Below are 15,919 nucleotides of genomic sequence, written 5' to 3'. Positions count from 1 at the left end.
CGTAAGGCTTATATGGCTATTCAGGCGCTCGCCTGCCGCTTCGGAAGCTAGCCGGGGAGATGCCGAAGTGTACAGTGAATTGCTTGGAGAAGTGATGCAGCGTCGTATAGCCCAGCTTCTCCGCAATATCGGTTACGGTCAAGTCGGTCTCCGTCAGAAGAGTCTCGGCTTGCTTCATTTTGCGATGGATAAGGAATTGGTTCGGGGACAGGCCTGTGCTCTGCTTGAACAGGTCATTGAATTGCGTCTTCTTCAGTCCGCTCCATGCCAGCAGCTGCGCGTAATTCAGCTCCCATGAAGCGTGAGCGTCGATCTGCTCCAATATCTTCTTGATGCGTAAGTCCATCACCCTCAACATCGCCTCATGACTTGTCAGTTCCATCAGCCAGGCGTAAAGCATAGCGCGAACAGCATGCCCGGAGTTGGGAAAGGGCTGCAGATGAGCTCGCACCATATGGGCGAACCACTCCGTAAAGAACGGCACATGCTGCAGCTCCAGGACAGGCTGTACTCTCGCAAGCGGCATATCCGGTATGACAGCGGTAGCATAGCGCTCGTCCCGCTCCTTCAAGGCGTAATACAGATGAATGGTGACATCCGGAGCGGCATGCCATAATTCGCAATACATATTATAGGTCGCAAGCGGCTGATTATGATCAGTCTCGAAGGAATGCAGCGTATGCGGCGGCACGATGAACAGACTACCTCGCTTTACCGGATATTTCCGTCCGTGAATGACGACATAGCCTTGTCCGCTAATGACGAGGTGGAAGGCGTAGCAATACCCGTAACGATGTCTCTCAGCTTCGATGCCGGTGAATATATAATGATGCGCTACCCGAATATCGGGCGACACATCCTTCCAATCCTTCTCCATCATACCCTGACTGGCCTTTTCCATCTCTCGCTCTCCCCCTTGTCTACTTCCATCATATCGAAAAATAGCCCTCAGGTGAATCGCAGCTCTCTGGCGAAAAGACCGGAAAAAAATACGAATCCGCGAAATTCCATGTAAATACAGCTCTCTTCCTATCCGCTACAATGAAGACATTCATGACAATATCCAGGAGGGAAATCTTATGTCGACCATACAAGGGAGCTTATCGAAGGAACAGCTGGAGCAATACAACACGGAAGGATATATCGTATTGCCAAATCTGTTGAATGAGGAGGACATGCAGCACCCGAAGGAAGCGATGATGGCGAAGGTGTCTCAGATCGCAGAGGAGCTGTACCGAGACGGACTTATCGCGGACAAACTGGAACATCTGCCATTCCCGAACCGGCTTGCCGAATTGTTCAAGGATTTGACGGAAAACGAATTCCTGAAGTACGGGCGCAGCTGGCGCGACCGCATCCCCGGCTACTTCACCTTGATGAGCAATCCCAAAATACTGGATGCGGTAGAGTCGCTGATCGGCGGTGAGATCTTCGCCAATCCCGTCTACAACGTCAGGCCGAAGGTGCCGAATGTCGCCGCGGGAGCTGTGCCTTGGCATCAGGATAAATCTTACTGGCCGGACGCGAATGCCAATCCCGTCATTACCGTATGGATTCCGCTTGTCGATGCGACGGAGCTGAACGGCTGCTTGCATATCAAGCCGCGTACCCATCGGAAGAAATTGCTGGAATGGCATCAAGAGACGAACACCGGCACTGGCTACACCGCATTGCGCGACGATCAGCTGGGCAAGACGAAGACGGTCGTATTGCCGGTTAAGGCGGGCTCGGCCATCCTGTTCAACGACCGCTGCCTGCACATGTCTACGCCGAACCGTTCGCAGGAGGTCCGCTGGAGCGTTGATCTGCGCTATCAACCGACGGACCAGGACCCTATGCCGCAGCACGGCGCCGGGTTCCTCGCCAGAAGCTATATTCATCCTGAGCGGGTGGCCACGCTAGAGGACTGGTTAGCCGAACGTCCGGAGCGTAAGCAATAACCCTGATCAGCAGCATCAGAGTACGGAACAGCCTCCAATCCCGTGATTCATACGAGATGGAGGCTGCATGACGGCTATTCCAGCTTCTTGACGCAGAACCACCAGTCGTAGCAATTCAGCTCTCCCTCCTGCGACTGCTTCAACCGCTCCTCCGCTTCTTGAATGGTGCGCGGCGGCGGGTAGATGAGATTGCTACCGATAAGTTCGTTATGCGGCCAGTTCGCAGGCGAGGCGGCATGCTGGGCATCCGTTACTTGCAGCGCCTGCAACGCGCGCAATATTTCATAGATGTTCCTTCCCACCGATTCCGGGTAGGTCAATATTAAGCGAATAATCCCTTCCGGATCGACCATATAGACGCTGCGCACCGTCCTTGCTCCCATCGTGGGGTGAATCATGCCTAGACGTCTGGCTAGCGTGCCGAGACCATCCGCAATAATAGGGAACGTAATCTGCACGTCCAAGTGGTCTCTTATCCATTCCACCCACTTGATATGACTGAACACCTGCTCGACCGATACGCCGATCAGCGCAGTATTCAACTTTTGAAATTCGGGCATTAACTTTTGAAAGGCGACAAACTCCGTTGTGCATACAGGCGTGAAGTCTCCGGATGGCTGAATAAAATAAACCAGCGCCCTTTAAAAGCGTCAGGCAGCACAAGGTCGCCATATGTCGTATGCACGAACGATTTTGGAAAATGGTCGCCTATGAAAGGAACACGTTCTTCTGTCATGTTGACTTAACCTCCCTAGCTTCGTTGCTCCATCCTATTCAATAACAGGCGCCCAGAAACGTTGTCCCGCCTACTTTTCAATTCTGCTATACTGGTCACATAAGGAAAGGCTTGGAACTTATGGAGGTGCTGCTATTGATCAAACCGGGAGAAGTCATGCGCGCGCTCAACAAGATGAACTTTCATATCCAGTTCAGCGGTCATGCCAGACATGACCCGGGCTGGAGCAGCGGCCCGTTCACGCACCGCTTCCATAGCTTATGGCTCATTGCCAATGGCAAGGGAACGTTCATGCTGGACGGCACCGCGTACACTGCGGAATTGGGCAAGCTGTTCGTCATCGCGCCGGGGACGGTCATTGCGCGCAGAGCGGAAGGCGATACGCCGCTGGAGTTCTTCTTCATCCGCTTCCAATATACGATATCCTATTATGAAGACGGCCAGTGGCTGACCGAAGACAATGGGCGGAATGAGGATGTGCATCAAGCGAACGCTGAAGGGGCGGGGCACGATGCGACAAGTGGTCACAGCGTGCCGACCTTCCCGCTATCAGGCTGCTATTCTATACAGAATCCGCTGCCGCTTCTGCATTACGGAGAGCAGCTATGCAGCTTGACGAAGCGACGGGGTCAGATCATGCTCATGCGGCAACGCATTCTATTCCTGGATATGCTGATTCATACCGTGTCCGATCTAAGATCCCAGATCGTTACGGGGCATACGAACACCGTGATTGAGAAAACAATCGATTATATGGTCCATCATTATCATGAAAGCATCTCCGTAGAGGAGCTCTCCCATATGGCGGGCTTAAGCCCCAGTCACTACTCTAGATTATTCAAAAAATACACCGGGTACAGCCCGATTCATTATTTGACGCAAATTCGGATGGACCGCGCGAAGGAACTGCTCGTCCTGTCCGATTACAAGCTGAAAGCGATCGCACAGAGCATCGGCTACAGCGACGAGCTCTACTTCAGCCGACTGTTCAAAAAAAACGTCGGCTCCGCTCCCTCCCAATACGCGCTCCAGCATAAAGCAGCCCCGAAACCGTAAAGAATTCCGGGGCTATTGCAGTTCTATATGCCTGACATATGCTAGTGATTCTCATCCGCTCATGCGTGACTGGTATGCATCTGCTGATCTTGCCGCTCCGATGGCCGCTCCCCGCTCTGAAGCTCATACAGCTTGCGATATATGCCACGACGATTCATAAGCGCTTCATGGTTGCCCATCTCCTGTATCCGTCCCTTGTGCATGACGATAATACGGTCGGCATGGCGGATCGTAGATAGGCGATGGGCGACGATCAGCGTCGTACGGCCTTGCGATATGCGCAATAACCCGCGCTGCAGCGCCATCTCCGTCTCCGTGTCCACATGGGCCGTCGCCTCGTCAAGCACAAGAATATCGGGATTGCTGATATAGACCCGCAAGAAGGCGATTAACTGCTGCTGCCCGGACGACAAGCCGATGCCTTGTTCCCCAAGCTTCGTCTGGAACCCTTCAGGCAACCGAGCAATGAAACTCTCCATGTCTAGCTCTTCAGCCGCCCGGCGGATTGCTTCATCGCTAATTCCGCTGCGATTCATTCGAATGTTATCATACACATTGCCGGTGAAGATGAACGGATCCTGCTGGATGATGCCGACCGATGTACGCAGCTGCTCCAGATCAATCTCCCTGAGCTCATGTCCATCCAGCTGCAAGCTTCCCTTCTGCACATCGTAGAAGCGGTTAATCAAGCCGATAATAGAGCTTTTGCCCGCACCGGTCGCTCCCACGAAAGCAATCGTCTCGCCCGGCATGATATCGAAGCTGATATCCTGCAGAACCCATTCCTTCTCTTCATAGGCGAACCAGACGCGATCGAACGATATCGCACCCTGCAGCGGCTTCGGAAGATTCACCGCCGATTCGCTGTTCCGGATAAGCGGCTTCTCGTCGAGCAGCTCGAATATGCGCTCTGCGGAAGCCAGCGCTGTCTGGATCTGCGTGTAACGGTCGGCCAGAGACATAAGCGGCTGGAAAAACTGGCGCACATACGCCGTGAACGCATATACGACCCCGAAGGTGACACCTGCCGCCATGACCGAACCGCCGCCATACCAGACGACCAATGCCAAGGCAAGATTGCCGAAGAAGCCAATCATAGGATTGAAGATGGAATTGCTCGTCATCGCTTTCATAACCGCCAAGTAATGGTCATTGTTCAACTTCTTGAATTCCTCCAGCTGCTTCTTCTCGCGGGTGAACATCTGGACGACTACCATTCCGCTCAGACTTTCCGCCAGGAAGGAATTCAGCCGCGACAGCTTAGCGCGCGCAGAGCGCTGGGCTTCCCTTATTACACCTTTGAAGAAGTAGGTTGCCACCACCATAACAGGAATGACCGCGAAGGATAACAGCGCCAGTTCAATGTCCAGATAGATCATGACCGCCGCAATCCCGAGCAATAGCAATATCTCCTTAGCCATATTAACGATGACCTGCGAACATAGCTGATTGACCGCCTCCACGTCATGAGCGACACGGGTAACGAGCCTGCCGACGGGGTTGCGATCATAGAAGGAAGTCTGCAGATTGGTCAGATGTCGGAACATCGCCATCCGGATATCATGAATAATGCGCTGACCCGTCATCTGCAGCAGATTGGACTGCCAATACGTGAACAGACCCGCTACGACCACGTTCAGCAGGAACAGCAAGGCGATCGTGATGAAGCCCGGAACATCCTGCTTGCGGAAAGCGTCAACCTCGTTCTTCGACAATCGTTTCCCTTGCCATATATCCGCTTCGGATTGTGCCGTGATGGCGCCTCCTTCCCCATCCGATTGGATGACCAGCTGCTTCTTGTTATCCACCCAGCCATCCAGCAAATAATGCTGTCCTTCGTATGCGATTATTTGCGCCGCTGCAGCATCTGCCGTCCTGATGTCGCCTTCTCCTTTCACCCGATAATAAGTCATACCTCCCAATTGAACCGACTTTCCTTGTACAGATGATGGAAGGTCCGTTTGATTCCCCACTTCTCCGGCAATAGCCACCATCGGTTTGTATACGCCATTAATCCGGTCGTCGATGGCCATTTTCACAATCAAGGGTTGGGTAACTGTCGCGACAGCTATTAGCCAGGCGAATAGGAATGACAGCGCTATACTCTTCCAATAAGGGATTGCGAACTGCAGCATTTTGCCCCACAGCTGCTTATCGTTCACTTGCTTCAACTGACGTTCGGCATGAATGTCCATCTTATCCCCCCATCTCGCGGTTCATCGTCTGCATATCGTAGATGGAAGCGTAGATGCCGCCCAATCGTATCAGGGATTGATGATTCCCTTGCTCCACGATGCGCCCCTGATCCATCACAATAATCTGATCGGCATGTCGGATAGCCGATAGGCGATGACTCGTAATGATCGTTGTTCTTCCCTTCATAACCGCCTTAAGCCCATTCAATATATGCTCTTCCGTCTCCGCATCTACGGCAGACAAGCTGTCGTCGAATACAAGAATCGACGGTTTTTTGATAAGCGCTCTTGCCATGCTCACCCGCTGACGTTGACCGCCAGACAACGAGACGCCGCGTTCGCCCAGAGAGGTGTCAAATTTCCCGGGAAATGCAATAATATTGTCATGCACTTGCGCGACTTTCGCCGCTTCCTCAATCTGCTCGCTCGTATAGCCGTGAGGATGAAAGGCGATATTGTTGCCTATTGTCGTCGAGAACAGCATATGTTCCTGCGGCACGAAGCCGATGGACTCGCGAAGCTGTTGCAGCGGTATGCTCCCGATCTCTCTATCGTCTATGAATATCGTCCCTTGCGGCGGATTGTACAAGCGCAGCAGCAGCTGGACAAGCGTCGTCTTGCCGCTGCCGACCTTGCCCACGATCGCCAGGCTGCTCCCTTGCGGAACGGTGAGCGTAATATCGCGCAGCGTCAATTGCTGCTGATCGGGATAGCGAAAGCTCAAATTGCGAAATTCCAGCTTCCCTCTTATGCCTCCGGCTACCGGCTCGACATCATCGTCATCCGATACAGCAGGCTCTGTGCTTAAAATATGGCGAAGCCGGATATCGACCGCTCTTCCCCGTTGAAACGTGTTAATCACCTTCCCCAAGTTCTCAACAGGCATGATTAACATTGTCAAATAAGTGTTAAAGGCAACAAAGTCTCCCAGGCTGATGTCTCCCCGCAAGACGAGTATCCCTCCGAATACAACCGACAACAAATAGCTAACCCCGACAATGACCTGGCTAAGCGAGGAAAAGGAAGAATTGGAACGAATGAGCTGGTCGTTCATCTCCCTGTTATGACAGCTATCTTCCTCGAATTTCTTCAGCTCTGACTTCTCCTGCGCATAGGCCTTGACGACTCGAATACCCGCACAGAACTCCTGCACCCGACTTGTCAGCTGACCGATCGCCTCCTGCACATGGGTCGTTCGCTCTTGGATATGGTAGCGGAAGCGGTAGGCAAGATAAGTAAGGGCCGGTAGCGGAAGCAGGACGAGAAGCGTCAATCCGATATGAATCGTTCCGGCCATGGCGACAAGCGCCACCCCTATCAGAACCGTTGCTTCAATCGTCATAAATACACCCATCGTGCTTACTTCTCTCATGACATTAATGTCATTAACGGCATGAGCCATCAAATCTCCAATTCGCTGGCGATTGAAATATTCGCTCGATAACCCTTCCCACTTGGCGAATAGGTCATTGCGCAGCTTCCTCTCTTGCTCCCTCGCTAGACCGAACAGCTGGATGCGTCCCACCGAGCGGAAGAATGCGGTTAGCAGTCCGATCGCCACAATCCCTAGCGCCATCGTCATGATGTCTTTTCCGGTGAGCGTCAACGTCTGCAAGCCGTCCGTGAAATGTCTCAGAAGCTGTGGAATAACTAACAGGAGCAGACAAGACATGGATAATAATGCTGCACCAATGGCATATCTCAGCTTGTGTCCCATTACATGCTGTTTAAATAACGGCTGAATCTTCATCCTCTCATCGCCCCCTTTTTATCACTATAGCAATAAGTTTACTCCTCTTCTGATTGCAATAATATGGATATTAAAGCTCACATTCATGGATTATTCTGCTCATAATTGATCTGCCGCTGATTAGCAGGGAACAGCAACTTCTAACAGTTGCTATCATCGCTATGCTTAATATTGGACACGCCATTCAATTCTAGCGGTCGCTACAGGGGAACATGCCATATCGCACAAAAGGACCTCAGTCGCCACTTTAAAGTGGCGACTGAGGTCCTTTTTCTATAAGAAATCTGCACCTGGGCAGGGTGTTCAACGCTTCGTATGCGTTCGTCACACCGAGAAGCTGTAACGCGGGCGGCATTCTGCACTTATCAGATCCGTCCATGCCGAAGGCGGCACAAGATCAACAACCGCCTTAATGCGAATAGTCGCGAAGTCGATTCCAGGCACCTCATCTATAAGCAATCTCTCCGACATAAGCCCTTGCAGGATACCCGGGAATTGCCGCTCGATCTCCTTAAGCCGATGAATGCCCGTCTCGAAATCCTTGCGAGAAGCGTTGACGGAGCCAATCACACACTTGTTGCGCAGCACGATCTCCTGATTAATGAGATCCGCCGGAATGCTGATATGACGATCCCCTGCACTGACGCCGAGCATAGCCAGCAAGCCGTTGCTTGCGAGCAGCTTCATGCCTTCAAAGACATATGGCGTATGCCCGCTGCATTCCCATAACATATCGAATCTCTGCCCTGCAGCCGTCGCGTATTCCGTCAACGTCTCCTCCTTGTCCCTTGCTTCCGCATAGACCGCCCCGCATTGCCTGACCAGCTCGGCATTCACGCTATCGGAAGGCGACTTGGACCATACATGCGTATCGAGCCCAAGGCTTCTGCAAGTGAGCGCTGTCAGCAAGCCGAGTGGACCGGAGCCGGTAATGAGCGCCGCTTGCGGCTGCCATATAAGACGCTGCTGAATGCGAAGCACCTGATTCCACACCTTCTCCACGATGCTCTGCGGCTCTATCAGCACACCATACACGGCACAATCCGCAGGCACCTTCACCAGATATCGGCTGTCTTCCACGATATACTCGCTCAGATATCCGTGCGCCGCCCGAATGCCGCGCTCCGTATATTGGCCGCTCTCGCAGAAGTCCTGCTGTCCGTTGCGGCAGGTTGTGCAGGAATAGTCCCGGCAAGGCCGGCGTACCAGAGCGGTGACGAGATCGCCGGCCCGAAAGTCCGCCCCCTTGTCGGCTTCCAGTACAACGCCCAGCATCTCATGGCCGATAATAAGCTTATCTTCGCCTTCCGGCATAACGCCATATCCTGAAGTGATAATTTCCCTGTCCGTACCGTCCAGTCCGACTGACAGCACTCGCACAAGCACATCGTCGGGATAACGTCGTTCCGGTATTTTCGTATGGATCAAGTCTACCTTTTGAGACTCCCGACCTCCTGTTAACGCTATCGCTTTCAACTGTCATTCCTCCTCTTCGTCTCATGTTGGACTGAAACTTAGGAAGCTGTGGTCGCGCTCACTGGTACAATTTCATTATAACGTTCATTCATGCTGCATTATTATGCTATCCTTTATCTATAGCTTTTGGGATGACGCTGATTAATAGCTCTTCATATCGGCTATTAATCCCATATTTGCGGACGGGCAACCCCCATCGTTCTCATGTAATTCAACAGCTGTCCGGTATGGATTGCCTCGTGGTAAGGAATACGCAGTAGCATATCTCCAAGCGGCCGAATATAGCCACCTTCATCTTTCAAGTCAATTTGCACGCTGTTCAAGTCATTGATATCAATGCTCTTTATATAGGCTAGAAATTGCTCGCGATAAGGCTGCGCGAATGCGATTTCCTCATCGACAGATTGGAACTCTCTCCCTTCAAAAGGGTTATGCAAACCGATTAGCGCCTTGCCGCTTCTTCCGACAAGAACTTGGTGAAAAAGAAATTCGCCCTGCAGCAAATGCCTAATCGTTTCCGCACAGGTTAAAGCGTCTTTATCCGGCTTCCAATGCAGCATATTCTCAGGTATCGCTTTCCATACCATCATGCTTCTGCGTCTAACTTCTTCACAATTTAATAGGAATAGATCTGTTGCATTCATGAAACTACAGCCCCTTTGCTTCTTTTTTCCAGGTTTACTATACCAATTAGATGGCAATTGAACAATAAATATTCAACAAAAAAAGGAATGAGAATGAACAGTGGCAACTATTGAAGATTTTCATAAGCTGGATATTCGTATCGGAACGATTGTAAAAGCCGAATTTTTCGCAGAAGCACGCAAGCCTGCCATTAAGCTGGAAATTGACTTGGGCGAGCTTGGCATCAAACAATCATCGGCGCAAATTACGGAAAGATACAAGGCGGAGGACCTCATCGGCCAGCAAGTGGTGACCATCGTCAACTTCCCGCCAAGGCGCATTGCCGGCTTCCGCTCTGAAGTACTAGTGCTCGGCGGAGTACCGGGCGAAGAAGATGTTGTCCTGCTGAAGCCGGATCAGCCTGTCGGGAACGGTACACCTGTCGCTTGATGGAGCTTTGCCCATTGGCTCATTGGCTGCACCCTCCACTATGCATAATGCGGATAAGCTGGGGCAGATGCCCTCGCTTTTTCCGTTCTTGTTCCATTCTCCTAACTCTCTGCCACTAGCCATTTCACTACCTATCAGCCACTAGTATTCTACTAACTCTCAACCACTAACCCTTCTTCCTAACTCTCAGCCACTAGCCATTCACCTCAAACACAACTAACTGGATTTTATGTTGTTTATCTTCCACAATGAACCATTTTTACGCAATCAAATGGATTTCATGCTATTATTTTAAGCGATCGTTGGAATCATATGCGAGATTGGCGTTTTTAACTGTACCTTTTCCACTTAATTGGTATAAATGGGGAGATATCAACTAGTATAACTGTACAAAATCCATTAAACTATCCGGTACAACACAGTTTATGATCTCCACGCTAATCATTATCAGATTGTCCGATGGCATTGCATCATCTCCGGTGACACTATACAATATTGGATAACTCTAGCAAGTTAACATAAATGAGAGATTATCAAACGAATCAGGCGGTGAACGTATGAAGGTTTATGTAAGCGTAGACATGGAAGGGATATCCGGCATTATGTTGCGGGAGCAGCTTTTCCGAGGAGAAGCATTATACGAGGAAGCGCGGCGACTGCTCACGCTGGAGGTGAACGCTGTTACAGAAGCACTGGTAGAAGCGGGAGCTACTCAGATCATTGTAAAGGATGCACACGGAAGCGGATATAATCTGCTGACAGAGTTGCTGCACCCAGCTGCAGAATACGCTATGGGAGCTACGCGGATAGAGAATCGCTTCCCTGGGCTTACTTCGGACTTCGCAGCCGCACTACTTATCGGCTATCATGCAATGGGCGGCACACGCGAAGCGGTCAGGGACCACACGATGTCGTCGAGCGGCTGGCAATCCGTTCAGCTGAACGGGAAGATGATTGGCGAGATCGGAATGGATGCCCTCTTGTTCGGGCTACAGGGGGTTCCGGTATGCTTCGTGTCTGGCGATGACAAGACCTGTAAGGAAGCGGTGGAACAACTTGGCCATGTATCCGTATACGCCACGAAGACGGCTACTGGACGGCATTCCGCCCTTATCAAGCCACCCGTCCGCTCACATGCCGAGTTGAAAGAAGCTGTGAAAGCCGCTGTCAAGAACGTATCGGCGCACTACCAGCCGTACGCCTTGCCCGGTCCGTATGAAATGACAATGCGCTTCCTTCATACCGAACAAGCGGATAGTCGCAGATACGACAACGTTCATTCGGAACGAATCGATGGCGTAACGGCTCGCTATCGTCATGAATCGCTGACGGATTTGCTGGCGATGGTATTCAGTTAACAGGTACCTACTGCTGGCTTGTGGGGGCCGGGTGCTCATAATAACAATATCCCCTCCTGGCGAAGCTGGTTGATTCGGAACCAGTCCGTCATGAGGGGAGCATCGTCATGCATGAGACCATGCTTACGACTTATTGTTCTGTTCGTGAATATTGTACATGCCTTCAATTAATAGATCGGCAGGATCGCGATTCAGATGCCAATAAGCCATCAATACATGCAGCGGTACCGCGCACACATTATTTCCATCCTTAATGTTGCGGAATCCGGCCTCGAATACCGGACCTTGCTCCGGCACAATACCGAGTCCTGCATGAACGTTCTCCGGCGCGAATTCGCCTCTTACCGCTTCTATGCAATGCGGAACGAGCGTGCGATCGATGAACGCCTTCGTCGCATCTTCGCCTGCAGGAGGAGTAGGAAGGGGCTTGCCGCCTTTCTCCTTCATCATCTCGAAGAAGAAAGAAGCCATCCATTGTGCGGGATCATTGCCAGATTGGAATTTTGCAACAAGCTCCTTCAAGAAAAAACCGCAAGCATACGCATTTTTGTCTGCGTCTATCACTTGAAACACAAAAATAGGACCGTATCTCTCTTGATTCATGACTTGTCCGGATACATCATCAAAGAACATTTTCAAAGCTGTCATGCCATTGTGGTAAACGGCCTTGAGCAGTTCAACCATCTTCTCGTTGGCATTGGCCGCTTGGTCGTTATTTCCGGCCGTCGATTTGGATTGCGCCGTATCTTTCGTCATTGTATGCATCACCCACTCCATCATACCATTTCTGAAGAGAGAACTGAATGGCGGCGGCACCATTTCAGACATACAAGTCTCTACCAATTCCTGAGTGCCGGGATACGGGAATCTCCCAGCAGGCAGTACAGTTATGCCAAGAAACCCCATGCCGATAATATCATGCCACTTCCCCTCTCCGAACAGTACTTAGCGTACATCGAATTGTATGAAATTGTAACGATTCTGGCGCTACGATTGGGTAATTTCACCACAAAACATTCATGATCCCAATAATGAGCTACACATACACAATAAACTCGCGCGATTCAGTAAATGTGACTGATGTGACGATTCTTTACTCCTACATGAAAAGAATCGCAAGCTCAAGTAGAGACGGGATCAAAATGCTTCGCCATCTGTATCTATACGTTTAATTCCACGTTCACGTATGGGGAACGGCACTAATAGAGTTAGCAAGCTTCGTATAGCCTTTGGTTTCAATCCACGCTCCCGCACGGGGAGCGACTATCCTATCGACGAGCTGACGCCGATGGAAATCGTTTCAATCCACGCTCCCGCACGGGGAGCGACAATCACGCTCCTTATACTTATATAGTCGTACCGGTTTCAATCCACGCTCCCGCACGGGGAGCGACAGGCAAGCCATACTCGATAGGGGTCTCGCCTAAAGTTTCAATCCACGCTCCCGCACGGGGAGCGACTGCAGCTGCTGGCCGAGGCATTTGGCGCTCTCTCGTTTCAATCCACGCTCCCGCACGGGGAGCGACGTCGGGGTTGCAGCTCTTTTCGTCAAGGAGAAAGTTTCAATCCACGCTCCCGCACAGGGAGCGACCGGCGCCTATATGACCTTTATGCAGAGTTTAAACCGTTTCAATCCACGCTCCCGCACGGGGAGCGACTTGCCCTGCTGAACAGTTCATGGGATTTACTGATGTTTCAATCCACGCTCCCGCACGGGGAGCGACCGAGAATGGCGGTCTGATCGAGCATGGCCGTATGTTTCAATCCACGCTCCCGCACGGGGAGCGACGTACAAGCCAGACTATGCGCGGCTGCTTCGGAGGTTTCAATCCACGCTCCCGCACGGGGAGCGACTGATAATGATCGCGTTCAGGGCTGGCTTAACCTGTTTCAATCCACGCTCCCGCACGGGGAGCGACTGATAATGATCGCGTTCAGGGCTGGCTTAACCTGTTTCAATCCACGCTCCCGCACGGGGAGTGACCTGCATGTAGCTCCCAGAACACGGAGCGAGCGAAGTTTCAATCCACGCTCCCGCACGGGGAGCGACCAACTCGTCATTGAGTTTATTTACCCGCTGTTCCTGTTTCAATCCACGCTCCCGCACGGGGAGCGACCTGCATCCCTAGAAAAGCCTGATGGCTCTAGGGGTATTAAGGCAGTATGCTCGAACCCACTGAACTTGCAAAAATGACGCATGTCCGATTTCCTGAAAAACGTCCGAAATCCCAGTCTCAGTAAGGGATTGCGAACCTCCCCGGGTTTTCATGTTCACTTGGGGTTCGCACAATTAAATCAATAACAAGCCATCCACATCGTAACCTTGCTTTGCGCCGACATGCTCCACTTTCCTCTTCCATTTCGCCCCTAGTTGATAATATCTCAAACTATCTACAGACGGGTCAATGATTTTCTCCAATTTCAATTGCAATTCTTTGAACTGCTGCGGGTCAACCAAACACTCGAATACGGAGTTCTGAACACGCTGACCGTAATTCTCACAGGTCTTGGCTACATGACGTAACCTTCGCTGTCCTCCATCCGACGATGTGTTGACATCATAAGTAATGAGCACCATCATAAGCGTTCTCCTCTACTTCCAGAAGAATGGCGGATAATCATCCAAATCACCCCTCATATGTCGTGCTAACAACATCGCTTGCGCATAAGGCAATAATCCGATCGCTATTTTTTCATCGAAGAAAGGATGGCGAATCTCTTCTTTCTTACGCTTCTGCCATTCTGTCAGCACAACTTTCCTAGCGTCGTCCGTCAGCACGAATGCTCCCGATTCTTTCTCAATGAAATCATCGCGTACTACCTGCTTACGATTAATAAGCGTCAATACGCATCGATCCACCAAGTACACGCGAAACTCTTCCATTAAATCCAACGCCAGCCCATTCCTTCCAGGACGATCCCGATGAAGATATCCTGCTTGAGGATCAAGTCCTACCGTTTCCAAAGCGCTAGTCACATCACTGGCGAGTAATGTATACAAAAATGACAACAAGGCATTCACGCGATCTCTCGGCGGTCGTCTAACTCTCCCCATGAAAGGAAAGTCCGCCCGATCTGCCATAATCTGCTCAGAAAGCGCGGAAAAATAATGTCTGGCAGCCAACCCTTCTACCCCTCGCAACTCGTCCAAAGTCTGGCTCTGCTCAACTTCTCTTAATTGTCTGCTTAGCAATGATACTACTCGTTCACACTGTTGCACATCCACCCGTTCCCCATAATCCCTCAAGGTACGTTTCACTGAGACACGAGCATTCACGATCTTAGCGTAAATAAACCGCTTGGCAAGCCGCAGAGACTGCTCCGCTTGATCACACCAACGATATTGCGTACGACGCAAATGAATATTGCCCGTCGTCTCTCCGGTCACTCTAGCTTTGAATTTTCCCGCAGGCGTGAGAAAGATAAGTGCAACGTTATTCTCCACACATAGACTCATCGCTTCTGGACTCATCCCCTGATACCCAAATATAACGACAGACTCCAGATTAATAATGGGTACTTGTATTTCCTTCACGCCTTCTGCACGAACGAGTAATGTCTCACCCTTGCAGCTCACATACACCTGATCCATAGTGAGATATAAGGTGTTCAGCAATCGTCTCATGCTTCCACCTCTTCCTTAATCGCCTGCTTAACGTAATAAGCTGCTGATCTCGCATGATCTTGACTCCACTTGGGCTTGCATAATGTGAACAGCGAGCATGATTTGCAATGATTTTTATACACAGCTTTAGGCGTATGAGCCGAATCATACAACTCTCTCATATGTCCAATCACTTCGATGACTCGTTCTCGTAACGCCGTTGTCAGTTCAACCTTCTCTCGCCGCCGAATCTCGTTGTAATAGATTTCACCTACTGTAATCTCTACATGCATCATTTCTTCCAGACACATCGCTTGTGCACATAATTGCAACGCATCCCGATCGTCCGATTTCGGCTTACCACGCTTGTATTCAATCGGTTTTACCAACCAGCATCCGTCGCGTCCTTCCAGCTTGATCGTTCCAGACGCATCCTGATCCACCCGATTCAATTCAACTACATCTGCGAATCCCCGTATACGATATTTCTCCGATAACAAGGGCATTCTACGAACGATGCGCTTATCCTTGCGGGTTTCATCAAAGTTATCATCATCCACCCGTTCATGCACATCATTGCCTTCAGTCGTCAGCACATTCTCCTTCCACTGCTGCTCGATATGAATTAATGCCCACTGACGGGGGCAGAAGGCATAATGTTGAATACCCGAAATCATAAGATAATCATCATCCGATTCTACTTCCACTATCATCGCTCTGCCCCCCTAGC

The 15,919-nt window shown here is 50.9% G+C and carries 15 protein-coding genes and 1 CRISPR repeat array; of the genes, 4 read left to right on the top strand and 11 right to left on the bottom strand.

The features are described 5' to 3' along the window. Positions 1-16: 16 nt before the first annotated feature. Positions 17-901 carry a helix-turn-helix domain-containing protein gene (locus ACFQ2I_RS11785; protein WP_377564409.1) on the bottom strand — a complete coding sequence of 295 codons (885 nt, stop codon included), beginning with the start codon at positions 899-901 and terminating at the stop codon, positions 17-19. A gap of 178 nt (positions 902-1,079) precedes the next feature. On the opposite strand from ACFQ2I_RS11785, the gene ACFQ2I_RS11780 reads away from it, so the two are divergent. Then, positions 1,080-1,940, top strand: coding sequence for a phytanoyl-CoA dioxygenase family protein (locus ACFQ2I_RS11780; RefSeq protein WP_377564408.1), 861 nt, complete (start codon positions 1,080-1,082; stop codon positions 1,938-1,940). A gap of 74 nt (positions 1,941-2,014) precedes the next feature. On the opposite strand, the gene ACFQ2I_RS11775 is transcribed toward ACFQ2I_RS11780, so the two are convergent. Together ACFQ2I_RS11775 and ACFQ2I_RS11770 are read right to left on the bottom strand one after the other, a co-directional pair. Further along, a complete protein-coding gene (locus tag ACFQ2I_RS11775) occupies positions 2,015-2,563 on the bottom strand; it encodes a peroxiredoxin (protein WP_377564494.1) in 549 nt (182 codons plus the stop codon). After that, positions 2,500-2,676, bottom strand: coding sequence for a hypothetical protein (locus ACFQ2I_RS11770; RefSeq protein ID WP_377564407.1), 177 nt, complete (start codon positions 2,674-2,676; stop codon positions 2,500-2,502). The genes ACFQ2I_RS11775 and ACFQ2I_RS11770 overlap by 64 nt, the downstream gene beginning before the upstream one ends. Before the next feature lie 135 nt (positions 2,677-2,811). Between ACFQ2I_RS11770 and ACFQ2I_RS11765 the strand changes: the two genes are divergently transcribed. Continuing rightward, on the top strand, positions 2,812-3,732 hold the full coding sequence (locus ACFQ2I_RS11765; protein WP_377564406.1) for a helix-turn-helix domain-containing protein: 921 nt from the start codon (positions 2,812-2,814) through the stop codon (positions 3,730-3,732). Between the two features lie 59 nt (positions 3,733-3,791). Here the strand turns inward: ACFQ2I_RS11765 and ACFQ2I_RS11760 are convergent, their stop codons facing one another. The 4 genes from ACFQ2I_RS11760 to ACFQ2I_RS11745 form a co-directional block, all read right to left on the bottom strand. After that, positions 3,792-5,927 (bottom strand): ABC transporter ATP-binding protein, encoded by a 2,136-nt coding sequence (locus ACFQ2I_RS11760; RefSeq protein ID WP_377564405.1) that lies wholly within the window; start codon positions 5,925-5,927, stop codon positions 3,792-3,794. 1 nt (position 5,928) lies between these two features. Then, positions 5,929-7,677, bottom strand: coding sequence for an ABC transporter ATP-binding protein (locus ACFQ2I_RS11755; RefSeq protein ID WP_377564403.1), 1,749 nt, complete (start codon positions 7,675-7,677; stop codon positions 5,929-5,931). Positions 7,678-8,001: 324 nt separating this feature from the next. Beyond that, on the bottom strand, positions 8,002-9,153 hold the full coding sequence (locus ACFQ2I_RS11750) for a glucose 1-dehydrogenase (RefSeq protein ID WP_377564402.1): 1,152 nt from the start codon (positions 9,151-9,153) through the stop codon (positions 8,002-8,004). A gap of 164 nt (positions 9,154-9,317) precedes the next feature. After that, positions 9,318-9,797 carry a DinB family protein gene (locus ACFQ2I_RS11745; RefSeq protein WP_377564401.1) on the bottom strand — a complete coding sequence of 160 codons (480 nt, stop codon included), beginning with the start codon at positions 9,795-9,797 and terminating at the stop codon, positions 9,318-9,320. Between the two features lie 100 nt (positions 9,798-9,897). Here ACFQ2I_RS11745 and csaA point away from each other — a divergent pair, with 100 nt between their 5' ends. Next, on the top strand, positions 9,898-10,227 hold the full coding sequence (csaA, locus tag ACFQ2I_RS11740; RefSeq protein ID WP_377564400.1) for a chaperone CsaA: 330 nt from the start codon (positions 9,898-9,900) through the stop codon (positions 10,225-10,227). A 557-nt stretch (positions 10,228-10,784) separates the two neighbouring features. Then, positions 10,785-11,585 (top strand): M55 family metallopeptidase, encoded by an 801-nt coding sequence (locus tag ACFQ2I_RS11735; protein ID WP_377564398.1) that lies wholly within the window; start codon positions 10,785-10,787, stop codon positions 11,583-11,585. A gap of 123 nt (positions 11,586-11,708) precedes the next feature. Here ACFQ2I_RS11735 and ACFQ2I_RS11730 read toward each other — a convergent pair whose 3' ends face one another. From ACFQ2I_RS11730 to cas4, 4 genes are all read right to left on the bottom strand, one after another. Further along, positions 11,709-12,341: a hypothetical protein gene (locus ACFQ2I_RS11730; RefSeq protein WP_377564397.1), complete on the bottom strand. Its 633-nt coding sequence runs from the start codon at positions 12,339-12,341 to the stop codon at positions 11,709-11,711. Between the two features lie 476 nt (positions 12,342-12,817). Beyond that, positions 12,818-13,702: direct repeats of the CRISPR family, unit length 32 nt; unit sequence GTTTCAATCCACGCTCCCGCACGGGGAGCGAC. Positions 13,703-13,875: 173 nt separating this feature from the next. Then, entirely contained in the window at positions 13,876-14,166 is a 291-nt protein-coding gene (cas2, locus tag ACFQ2I_RS11725) for a CRISPR-associated endonuclease Cas2 (RefSeq protein ID WP_377564396.1), read from the bottom strand. 12 nt (positions 14,167-14,178) lie between these two features. After that, positions 14,179-15,210 (bottom strand): type I-C CRISPR-associated endonuclease Cas1c, encoded by a 1,032-nt coding sequence (gene cas1c / locus ACFQ2I_RS11720; protein WP_377564395.1) that lies wholly within the window; start codon positions 15,208-15,210, stop codon positions 14,179-14,181. Then, complete coding sequence (gene cas4 / locus ACFQ2I_RS11715; protein WP_377564394.1) at positions 15,207-15,902, bottom strand: CRISPR-associated protein Cas4; 696 nt, start codon at positions 15,900-15,902, stop codon at positions 15,207-15,209. The genes cas1c and cas4 overlap by 4 nt, the downstream gene beginning before the upstream one ends. Positions 15,903-15,919: the final 17 nt, after the last annotated feature.

The organism is Paenibacillus chungangensis (genome assembly GCF_042675905.1).
GTDB lineage: Bacteria > Bacillota > Bacilli > Paenibacillales > Paenibacillaceae > Pristimantibacillus > Pristimantibacillus chungangensis.
This window is presented reverse-complemented; position numbering and strand designations above follow the sequence as displayed.

Bases quoted from the DNA above. Each gene is read 5' to 3' on its own strand.
- ACFQ2I_RS11785 (WP_377564409.1), bottom strand. From the start codon at position 901: ATGGAAAAGGCCAGTCAGGGTATGATGGAGAAGGATTGGAAGGATGTG.
- ACFQ2I_RS11780 (WP_377564408.1), top strand. From the start codon at position 1,080: ATGTCGACCATACAAGGGAGCTTATCGAAGGAACAGCTGGAGCAATAC.
- ACFQ2I_RS11770 (WP_377564407.1), bottom strand. From the start codon at position 2,676: ATGACAGAAGAACGTGTTCCTTTCATAGGCGACCATTTTCCAAAATCG.
- ACFQ2I_RS11760 (WP_377564405.1), bottom strand. From the start codon at position 5,927: ATGGACATTCATGCCGAACGTCAGTTGAAGCAAGTGAACGATAAGCAG.
- ACFQ2I_RS11755 (WP_377564403.1), bottom strand. From the start codon at position 7,677: ATGAAGATTCAGCCGTTATTTAAACAGCATGTAATGGGACACAAGCTG.
- ACFQ2I_RS11745 (WP_377564401.1), bottom strand. From the start codon at position 9,797: ATGAATGCAACAGATCTATTCCTATTAAATTGTGAAGAAGTTAGACGC.
- ACFQ2I_RS11735 (WP_377564398.1), top strand. From the start codon at position 10,785: ATGAAGGTTTATGTAAGCGTAGACATGGAAGGGATATCCGGCATTATG.
- ACFQ2I_RS11730 (WP_377564397.1), bottom strand. From the start codon at position 12,341: ATGACGAAAGATACGGCGCAATCCAAATCGACGGCCGGAAATAACGAC.
- cas2 (WP_377564396.1), bottom strand. From the start codon at position 14,166: ATGATGGTGCTCATTACTTATGATGTCAACACATCGTCGGATGGAGGA.
- cas1c (WP_377564395.1), bottom strand. From the start codon at position 15,210: ATGAGACGATTGCTGAACACCTTATATCTCACTATGGATCAGGTGTAT.
- cas4 (WP_377564394.1), bottom strand. From the start codon at position 15,902: ATGATAGTGGAAGTAGAATCGGATGATGATTATCTTATGATTTCGGGT.